Source organism: Vibrio sp. OPT46 (assembly GCF_015163535.1).
Classification (GTDB): Bacteria; Pseudomonadota; Gammaproteobacteria; order Enterobacterales; family Vibrionaceae; genus Vibrio; species Vibrio alginolyticus.
Window position 1 is genome coordinate 44,932 of the sequence record NZ_JADDYG010000856.1, and the last position, 9,692, is coordinate 54,623.

Sequence of the window (9,692 nt, forward strand, 5' to 3'; positions counted from 1 at the left end):
CCGCCAAGCGGCGGATCAGGTCTTGCGAGAAAAACACGTTCTGGGTAATACAGTCGACGACCATGAAGTCGTTGCCCAAACCGTGCATTTTGGAAAAGTGGAAATGCATTTGTTGTGTGTTACTCCGGTAGAATCTGTTCCAGCTGCCACAAACTGGTCAGCTCCTCACGCTGGCGAACTAAGTGGCTTTGTTTACCGTCCACCATCACTTCTGCCGCTCGGGTACGAGTATTGTAGTTCGAAGACATCACAAAACCATAGGCACCTGCTGAACGAACCGCGAGTAGATCACCTTCTTGCAAAACGAGTGCGCGATCTTTACCCAAGAAGTCGCCGGTTTCACAAATAGGACCAACCAAGTCGTAAGTCTGAGCTTCACCCTTTCGCGGTGAAACTGGCACAATATCTTGCCATGCTTGGTATAGCGCAGGACGCATCAAGTCGTTCATTGCAGCGTCGATAATCGCAAAGTTTTTATGCTCAGTATGTTTTAAAAACTCAACACGCGTTAGCAAGATACCTGCGTTCGCAGCAATTGCACGGCCTGGCTCAAAGATCAGCTCCAAGTCTTGGTGATTTTCAAGACGGCCTAGTAACGCTTTGGCGTAATCAGAAGGCTGAGGTGGTAATTCATCACGATAGACCACACCCAAACCGCCGCCGACATCAAGGTGACGAATGTTAATGCCTTGTGCTTTTAAATCATCAATCAGAGCTAATAAACGGTCTGTCGCGTCGATAAATGGGTCTATATTGGTCAGCTGAGAACCAATGTGGCAGTCGATGCCTTGCACATTCAAGTTCGGCAGGCTTTGCGCGAATTTATAAACATCTGGCGCACGATCAAACGCAATGCCGAATTTATTGTCGCGAAGACCAGTCGAAATGTAAGGGTGTGTTTTCGCGTCGACATCTGGATTGATACGCAGAGAAATTGGCGCAATCACACCAAGCTCACCCGCAACCTTGTTCAAACGTTCTAGCTCTGGCTCAGATTCAACGTTGAAACATTTGATACCTAGCTCAAGAGCGCGCTTCATCTCTGCCGGTGTTTTACCAACACCAGAGAAAACGACTTTTTTCGGATCACCGCCTGCGGCAATCACACGCTCAAGTTCACCACCCGACACGATATCAAAACCCGATCCCAAACGCGCTAGCGTGTTCAATACGCCTAAGTTTGAGTTGGCTTTCACCGCGTAGCAAACCAGGTGAGGATGCTGACCCACAGCACTATCAAACGCCTTCCAATGGCGCTCTAGCGTGGCTCGAGAATATACGTAAAGAGGAGTGCCATATTGCTCTGCAAGAGCTTGAAGTGGGACGTCTTCGGCCCAAAGCTGGCCATCATCCTGATAGTTGAAGTAATCCAAAATTCGCTTCCCTTATTTTATTCGACTGCTGAACCCTAATTTCACCCTAAGGTGCGGTTATTTATTGTGATTGCTCATTCTGTTGAGTGTCATCTGGAATGTATAGTGAGCCAGACTGACCACACCCCGCTAAGGTCGCGGCAACCATCACAAACAACACAGTAACTAATTTTTTCATTTCGCATATCGTGATTATTGAATCAATGCCCCCTATAATCGCACCACACTCAGGAAAAGCAATAGGATAGACGGATGAACGATACTGAATTTCATCAACTGGTGGATGCGCAGATGCAAATCATCGAAGAATCCATCGATGATTCAGGCGCAGACATTGATTACGAAGTCACTGGCAACGTAATGACATTGGAATTTGAAGACCGCAGCCAAATCATCATTAATCGCCAAGAGCCGATGCATGAGATCTGGCTAGCGTCCAAATCTGGTGGTTTCCACTTCAAACTTATTGAAGATAAATGGACCTGCTCAAAAACGGGTATGGAGCTATTTGAAATGGTGAAGCAAGAGTGTGAAAAGCACGCGGGCGAAGCCATTGATTGGGTATAATACTGGTCAATCGTCACCAAAACAAAAAGAGCACCGAAGTGCTCTTTTTGTTTATTGATAAGGGTTTAATTACGCGTTCACAGTTTTGGTCGGGCGACTCGGTGAACAACCGTCATTACGGTAAGGAATGATATACGCATTCCCCTCTTCAGGGTGAATAATTTGATAGTACTGAGGCAGGTTAAAATTAATAAACTTCGACGCGACGCGACTATCGTCTTTTACCGACGTGTAGAAACTGTTTACAGACGAAATCATTTCATCTTTGGAGCCACTAAATTGGTGATACACTTCTACTTGATTTGACTCATCCAACACATAAATATTGAAGCCACCTTCGTTATCTTCAAAGAAGAACTGCACCAGACCTTCACTGGCAAACCCATCCACCGCTTCCGGCATTTGATATTCTTGCTCACGATCGAGCATTAACAGCGGCGAGCCTTTGAGTTTGTTAGTAGAAATGCTGCGGTAGAAATCGATGGAATTTTCTAGCTTCTGCACCGACACACCACGACGTTCAAAGAACAACCCATAAGTCTGGTTACCAAGACGCATCGCTTTAAAGCGGCGACGTTTCTCTTGCTCTACTGGTTTCAAGCGTAAGTCGATACATTCAGCTAAAAGCTGGTAAACCATATTACGCATCACACCACGCATGTTCTTCGCATAGCAGAACACATCCACTGATTCTGGTGGCAACGCATCTTGGTGCATTTTGCCCAAAATGGTTTTCAGTGCATCCAGCATCGCCGTTTCCCCTTTGAAATGCAGCGTACGCACTTCATGCCAAGAGTTACGGTAAACAAGGTCAACACTGCCGACTAAATTTTTATGTTCTGGACCAAAGCTAAAAATATCGGTGTTCTTAACATCCACTTTCAACGAACGACCAGAAAGTTCAGACGTCGGATCATTTTCAAAGTTGATGAACATCGCAAGCTGGCTTATTTCACAAGGACTCGCTAGCGCCTGCATAGATGGACGACGCTTACGCAACGCAAAAGTATTTCGTAAGTCACTCACCATTTGGTAAAACTTATCAATATCTAGCTGCGCTTCACGTACCACGGCATGTAAACGAGTCGATTCAGTAATCAAGCCATTGAAGAATGCCCAAGCAACCAACTTACTCAAGTATTCATGATGCTCTAGATATGGTTGCCCCAAAATGCGGTGCGCAATAAGTGGTTGTTTATAGAGGTACCAACCAGACTTGTTCACTCCCCCTTTTTTCACTTCGATAAAGCTCAAGTCAGGCTCGTGCAGATCAGGTGAAATCTGTGGGTTTAGTAACGTTACTTTGCCCGGCAATACTTCAAAAGCAGCGTAGAGTTTACGGGCCAAAATACTGATGTCTTGCGGACTGATAGCAGAAGTGATGTCGTTACGACGCGCAAATTGAATCAAGTTACGGTAGCTTTGCATCAACGCATCCAGCAATGCATGATGTACCACCTTCACTTGTTCAACCTTCCAATTACGGCGGTCATCGAGCTCTGCAACGACACTGGCATCCCAATTCCATTTTGCAATCATATCGCTCAGCGCTTCACGACGCCAAGCTACTGAGCCAACATTCGGCTCACGAGATAGTTTTTCATGGGTTTTGAGATAGAAACAGCGACGCACCAAATCCAAACGTGTATCGTCTTGAATTCGCTCTAAGTAACGGGTTACTTTTTCCAACATTAAGTAGTACGCATCCATGCCATAGAGATCAGGCTCATGGGCAAAGAAACGACGTTTAGTGTCGATGCTTAACAATTGAGTATGCGGGTATTCCCACGAGTAAGCTTCTAGCAAGATGGCTTTTAATACCGATTTGTAGGGAGAGTCGATGCTTTTGTATAACTGCCACAAGTTCGAGCCGAAGTATTCTTCAGCAGGAATGCAGTTCAATTTACCAAAGTCGATCCATTCACTACAGTCGATGTAACCATCACTGCACAGTTGAGAAACGTACTCGTCGTAACACTCTTCCATTTCTGGCGGCACGATTTGCCATAACAAACGCTGTCCGGCAATACGCACCGCACTACGATAGAATTCATCTAGCAAAAGTAAGTGCTGAGATGAACCACAGTTATCACCCGTCATCTCTTCAGAATGATTGCTTCTAAAGCGCTCTTTATCCATTAAGAAAAAGTTCGCTTCCACGCCTTTGCTTTGTGCCCAATCCGTGATGAGTAAGCATTTATTGGTCAATAACTCACGTTCGTCACAATCCATATCGGGCGAGATACACACCCAAATATCCAAATCACTGGAAGTACTTTGACCAATCGAGGAGGTACTGCCCATGGTGTATAAACCCAATATAGCGGGCTTTTCTACCGTCTTGAGCGGCTGACCAATGGCAAGTTGAATATCATCTATGAATTGTTGCTGAATGCTATTTAGTTCAAGCCCATGCACACCAAACGGGACATCGGCATCATAATAGCCAGGAATTACAGGATGGTTGTAGTTCAACAAGGCAGGAATCAAGTGGAAGACTTGCTGGCTTTGCGAATCCATAAGCGCCAACGCGCGATCAACTCGCTGCTGATTCAAATTATCTAGTCGCTGGATGATTTTTTGGGTGTAAGCCTGCAAGGGGAATTCCTTGGTTGAACAATCACGAAAATCTGCTGACGTTTTAAACCAAAACGGCTTAAAAACGTGATCAATTTAACACTTTTATTGGTGCGGGTAAAGCTTCACGCCCGTGTATCACTCCGGATACAAAACCATACTTTAGTCACAAAATTAATCGCGCGGTAGTGTCGCTCTTATTACCTATTACTAATAATAGTCCTTAGTCTAATTGAGAATCCAGTCACACTATTTTCATAACGTCATGTAATTCCATTCATAGCCTTCAGAGATAACGAACTAACAGTAAGCATTTCTTGATGAGAATGGTAGGATAAACCCAAATCCAAACAGCATTGAGAAGATCATGACACAATCCACACCGATTCGCATTGCAACTCGAAAAAGCCCTCTTGCTTTATGGCAAGCTTACTTTGTTAAAGACGCCCTTCAAGCCGCTCACCCAGGCTTGGAAGTCGAGTTAGTAACCATGGTGACCAAAGGTGACGTGATTTTAGATACACCACTAGCAAAAGTTGGCGGCAAAGGCTTGTTCGTAAAAGAGCTTGAAATCGCGATGCTAGAAGGACGTGCAGACCTCGCCGTTCACTCAATGAAAGACGTACCCGTCGATTTCCCAGAAGGCCTTGGCCTCGTGACCATTTGTGAGCGTGAAGATCCTCGTGATGCCTTCGTCTCTAATACCTATAGCCACATTGATGAGCTCCCTCAAGGTGCTGTGGTTGGTACTTGCAGTTTGCGCCGTCAATGCCAACTGAAAGAATATCGTCCGGACATCATCATCAAAGAGCTTCGCGGTAATGTGGGCACTCGCCTTGGTAAGTTAGATGCGGGTGAGTATGATGCAATCATTCTTGCTGCGGCTGGCCTCAAACGATTGAAGCTTGAAGAACGCATTCGTAGCTTTATCGAACCAGAGCAATCACTACCAGCGGTAGGCCAAGGTGCTGTCGGTATTGAGTGCCGCCTTGACGATGAAAGACTGCTTAAGCTGCTTGAGCCACTTAACCACCAAGACACCGTAGACCGCGTTTTGTGTGAGCGCGCAATGAACCTTACGCTAGAAGGCGGCTGTCAGGTACCTATCGGCAGCTATGCCCTGCTAGACGGCGACAACATTTGGCTACGCGCATTAGTTGGCGAACCAGATGGCAGCGAAATTGTGCGTGGTGAAATTCGTGGCCATCGTAAAGATGGCGAAGCATTAGGAGTGCAGCTAGCCAATGAGCTGCTAGATAACGGCGCTCGTGAAATCCTAACTAAGCTGTACGCAGATCACGAATAACCATGGCAGTGTTGGTCACTCGGCCGGGAGAGCAAGGCAACGCGCTTTGCTCTCTGCTCGAAAGGCACGGCATTTCCGCATATCACCATCCTCTGATCGACATTGTCGCCGATCTCACGGACACGCACCTCTCTAAACATCTACATCAAGCTCAAATTGTTATCGCTGTTAGTCGACATGCAGTGCAATGTGCACAGCAAATCTTAGCCAGCAACGGGATGTCATGGCCGAAACAAGCTATTTACCTTGCCGTTGGTCAAAAAACAGCACACTATTTAAGCAAATGTACCCAACAGAAAGTACACTATCCCCAAGTCAGTGATAGTGAACACTTATTGCGACTGCCAGAGCTCAACAATGTGGCACAACAACAAGTTCTTATCCTTCGTGGTAACGGCGGAAGAGAGCTGATCAAAGATGCATTGGTGAGGCGTGGCGCAAAAGTTCACTATAGTGAGACTTACAAGAGAGAATTCATCCCATTCGATCCAGTAAGCTGTGTCTCACTATGGAAAAACCTACAAATTAACCAGATTGTTGTCACCAGTGGTGAACAACTGGATTATTTGTGCAGCCAATTGACGTCGGAGCAATTGACTTGGCTTAATCAACAAGAGTTGTATGTCCCCAGTCAGCGTATCGCTGACATCGCAATTCAAAGGGGGTTCACTCGCGTGAGATGCACGGGAAGCGCATCCAACCAAGAATTACTGGCGGCTCTCCAGCCCTAGCTACACAGGATATAGGCATGACAAGTAAAAATAACGACCAAAAAAATAACGATAAAAACCTTTCCGAAGAAACCTCATCGGCACCGCTAGTCGAAAAAACCACATCGCAGCAGGATGCGGACCTTAAAAAAGAGCAACCACAAGCGGCCGAGCCCCCAAAAACAGCAGAACCAACCAAAGTCGAGTTTGAAGAAAAACAAGGCAAACGCGGTGTCAAACTAGGCACGGTCGCTATCATCTTATCGATTATTTTTGGCGGTGGCCTTGCGTACAAGCTGCATCAACAGCAAGCTGATTACCAAGCGCAGATCGCCCAACTAAAAAGTCAGCTAGAAAGCACTCAAGCTTCCATGAAGCAAGAGCTCAGTCGGGTACAAGAAGAAACCATCGAGAAAGCAACGACCGTTACACACAAAGCGGAAGTAGTACTTGGACAGCAACAGAAGAGCATTGAAAGCTTACAGCTCGCCGTTGCCGATGTGAAAGGTCGTCGACCAAACGACTGGCTATTAGCGGAAGCCGATTACCTTGTCAAATTAGCTGGTCGTAAATTGTTCTTAGAGCACGATGTAGAAAGCGCGACTCAACTGATGGAAAGTGCAGACCAACGCATTGCAGCACTGAATGACCCTAGCCTCGTCAAACTACGTAAAGCAATGGCGAACGATATCACCAAACTTCGCACTATCCCGCTAATTGACCGTGATGGATTGGTCCTACGCTTAACTGCCCTACAACAGCAAGTAGACAAGCTCCCTCTCGCCAATGCACTGCTACCTGAAGCTGAAGCCGTAGAAAACACTGAAGTGTCTGAAGATATCGCAAACTGGCAAGATAACTTAATGACCTCTTTGAAGGACTTTTCAGAAAACTTCATTACCTTCCGCACGCGCGATGGTAACGTCATTCCACTGCTTTCTCCTGAGCAACACTTTTACCTGAAAGAAAACATCAAAGCCAAATTGGAAACGGCAATAAAAGCGGTGTACCAAGAACAAGGTGAAATTTACACCACATCTCTAAAAACAGCCGACAAATGGGCATTAGCTTTCTTCAACCAAGACGATAATTCCGTTAAAGAGTTCAACAAAACGGTTAACCTGCTAAGTCAGCAAAATATTCAAGTGGAATACCCAACAAAACTGCAAAGTCAGTCTCAACTATCAGATGTCATCCGTGAACGCCTACGTCGTGAAGTCACAACGATGACAGGCATGGAGGATAAGTAATGTTTCGTCTTATTTTCCTATTTGTTGTACTAGGCGCAGGACTATTTGTTGGCACCCAGTTTTCTGGTCAGCAAGGCTATGTACTCATCTCCATTGCCGAGAAAACGATCGAGATGAGCGTAACGACATTAGTGGTTTTCGTTATCGCTGCACTCGCAGGTCTTTTTCTGCTTGAGTACCTGATTAAGAAGTTAGTTTATGCTAGTTCTACAACATGGAACTACTTCAGTGTTCGCAAAATGCGCCATTCCCGCCGATACACCAATGAAGGCATTATTAAACTTCTAGAAGGTGACTGGAAAGGTGCTGAGAAGAAAGTAACTCGCTGGGCAAATCATCACGATATGCCGCTGCTTTGCTACTTGGTTGCGTCTGAAGCCGCACAAGGCCAAGGTGATAAAGCAAAACGAGATCACTATCTAGAGCTAGCGAGCCAACAAGAGAACGCCCATCTCGCAGTAGAACTGACTCGAGCGAAACAATTTATCCGCGACAACGAGTTCGAGTCCGCTTTCGATACCTTGCAATCGTTAAAAAGTCAGTATGCGAGTAACTCTATTGTATTGAACTTGCTGAAAACAACGTACATGCAGCTAAAGTTGTGGCAACCTCTTATTGACCTCTTGCCACAACTAACCAAAGCAAAACTCATCACGGAAGAAGAACATGCAGAGCTGATTCAAAAGGCGCAGTGCGGCTTACTCCATGAAGTAGCGCAACAACAAGGTAGCGAAGGGCTTATCTCTCATTGGAATAGTCTCTCACGTAAAGTGAAACAAGACACACACCTCGTTGCCTGTTTTGCTCGAGAACTCATCACACGAAAAGCTGATGCAGAAGCCTTTACCGTGCTAAAAGAAGCATTAAAAAAACAACCTGCCCCAGAGCTTTATCAACTACTGCCAGATCTAAATCTGCCAGATACCCACCCTGTCGTGGTCTTCTTAGAGGGCGTAGTGAAGAAAGAACCGGATAACGCCGCTGCCCATAGCGCATTAGCGCACTTCTATTTCCGTCAAGAGAAGTGGCAAGAAGCCCAAGATCACTTTGAGATCGCCTTAAAGCTTCGCTCTGACGTCTCTGACTATGCATTCCTAGCAGACACACTAGAGAAGCAAAATCTAACCAAAGCTGCTCACGAAGTCTCTCGTAAAGCTCTCACGCTCGTCCAGAACGACTAAGTAGCAGTCATCTAACCAAGCCGGCAGCTCACTGTCGGCTTTTTTATTGCCTGCTATTAACCCTTTAGTCCTTACATCAATATGTTTATCAAATTCATTGGTTCCCAAGTAATTTCCAACTTCCTAGCAACTCACTATCGTTTCACTTTCACTCTTCTCTTTTGACTACTCTGATCCTGTCATTCCAGCAGAATCCAAAAACAATTTTAAAAGATGCAGGAATACGTAACTTTAGCCTGTTGATGTATGGTTTTAAGACGTAGCTAGATTTAGGCAATAGAGCACACGCATCGCTAGACTGAGCAAAACAAAAAGATACATCAGTGAAACAGTGGCTATTTTAGTATGCTTATTATGTTCGGTCTATCCGGTAAAAGGGGCTAGAGAAGCAATGGTAGTGCTTTAAGAGAACGATAAGGCAATAGATGGTTCAACAACTTAACAAAGCATCTCCAACAACCTTATCTGGACAGCATGCAGTGATGAGGATGAACAGCTTTAGAGGCAACTGCACTTCTTAGCAAAAATCAAAACGTCACAACCAAGACCGATACCAATATTACTTTGTCGAAAAGTAGATCGCATATGGAATTGATTTTTGGCAAGCACAGATAGAGTAATAAAGATGTGCGGAAATGAAAAAAGCCTCGCTATTTCTAGCGAGGCTTCTTAATAGTGGCGGAGAGATAGGGATTTGAACCCTAGATACGCTATTAACGTATGCCGGT

Annotated in this window: 8 protein-coding genes and 1 pseudogene; 5 read left to right on the plus strand and 4 right to left on the minus strand. The window is 45.4% G+C overall.

Annotated features, from left to right (window positions below):
* The 3 genes and pseudogenes from dapF to lptM form a co-directional block, all read right to left on the minus strand.
* Window positions 1-109, minus strand: a pseudogene (gene dapF / locus IQR33_RS30425) (diaminopimelate epimerase); the annotation flags it as partial.
* A 10-nt stretch (window positions 110-119) separates the two neighbouring features.
* Entirely contained in the window at window positions 120-1,373 is a 1,254-nt protein-coding gene (lysA, locus tag IQR33_RS30430; RefSeq protein ID WP_005378745.1) for a diaminopimelate decarboxylase, read from the minus strand.
* A gap of 61 nt (window positions 1,374-1,434) precedes the next feature.
* Window positions 1,435-1,551, minus strand: coding sequence for an LPS translocon maturation chaperone LptM (gene lptM, locus IQR33_RS36155; RefSeq protein ID WP_005378746.1), 117 nt, complete (start codon window positions 1,549-1,551; stop codon window positions 1,435-1,437).
* A 74-nt stretch (window positions 1,552-1,625) separates the two neighbouring features.
* On the opposite strand from lptM, the gene cyaY reads away from it, so the two are divergent.
* The gene (cyaY, locus tag IQR33_RS30440; protein WP_017636091.1) at window positions 1,626-1,940 is read left to right on the plus strand and encodes an iron donor protein CyaY; all 315 of its coding nucleotides are present in this window, start codon (window positions 1,626-1,628) and stop codon (window positions 1,938-1,940) included.
* Between the two features lie 69 nt (window positions 1,941-2,009).
* Here the strand turns inward: cyaY and IQR33_RS30445 are convergent, their stop codons facing one another.
* Window positions 2,010-4,538: a class I adenylate cyclase gene (locus IQR33_RS30445; RefSeq protein WP_193838028.1), complete on the minus strand. Its 2,529-nt coding sequence runs from the start codon at window positions 4,536-4,538 to the stop codon at window positions 2,010-2,012.
* A gap of 346 nt (window positions 4,539-4,884) precedes the next feature.
* Between IQR33_RS30445 and hemC the strand changes: the two genes are divergently transcribed.
* The 4 genes from hemC to IQR33_RS30465 are packed head-to-tail and all read left to right on the plus strand — an operon-like array spanning window position 4,885 to window position 8,964.
* Complete coding sequence (hemC, locus tag IQR33_RS30450; RefSeq protein WP_005383388.1) at window positions 4,885-5,823, plus strand: hydroxymethylbilane synthase; 939 nt, start codon at window positions 4,885-4,887, stop codon at window positions 5,821-5,823.
* A gap of 2 nt (window positions 5,824-5,825) precedes the next feature.
* Window positions 5,826-6,554, plus strand: coding sequence for a uroporphyrinogen-III synthase (locus tag IQR33_RS30455; RefSeq protein ID WP_047104007.1), 729 nt, complete (start codon window positions 5,826-5,828; stop codon window positions 6,552-6,554).
* Window positions 6,555-6,571: 17 nt separating this feature from the next.
* On the plus strand, window positions 6,572-7,783 hold the full coding sequence (locus IQR33_RS30460) for a uroporphyrinogen-III C-methyltransferase (RefSeq protein ID WP_005378751.1): 1,212 nt from the start codon (window positions 6,572-6,574) through the stop codon (window positions 7,781-7,783).
* A complete protein-coding gene (locus IQR33_RS30465; RefSeq protein ID WP_042523916.1) occupies window positions 7,783-8,964 on the plus strand; it encodes a heme biosynthesis protein HemY in 1,182 nt (393 codons plus the stop codon). The genes IQR33_RS30460 and IQR33_RS30465 overlap by 1 nt, the downstream gene beginning before the upstream one ends.
* Window positions 8,965-9,692: the final 728 nt, after the last annotated feature.

Coding starts and splice junctions, on each gene's coding strand:
- cyaY (WP_017636091.1), top strand. CDS start 1,626: ATGAACGATACTGAATTTCATCAACTGGTGGATGCGCAGATGCAAATC.
- IQR33_RS30460 (WP_005378751.1), top strand. CDS start 6,572: ATGACAAGTAAAAATAACGACCAAAAAAATAACGATAAAAACCTTTCC.
- IQR33_RS30455 (WP_047104007.1), top strand. CDS start 5,826: ATGGCAGTGTTGGTCACTCGGCCGGGAGAGCAAGGCAACGCGCTTTGC.
- hemC (WP_005383388.1), top strand. CDS start 4,885: ATGACACAATCCACACCGATTCGCATTGCAACTCGAAAAAGCCCTCTT.
- IQR33_RS30465 (WP_042523916.1), top strand. CDS start 7,783: ATGTTTCGTCTTATTTTCCTATTTGTTGTACTAGGCGCAGGACTATTT.
- lptM (WP_005378746.1), bottom strand. CDS start 1,551: ATGAAAAAATTAGTTACTGTGTTGTTTGTGATGGTTGCCGCGACCTTA.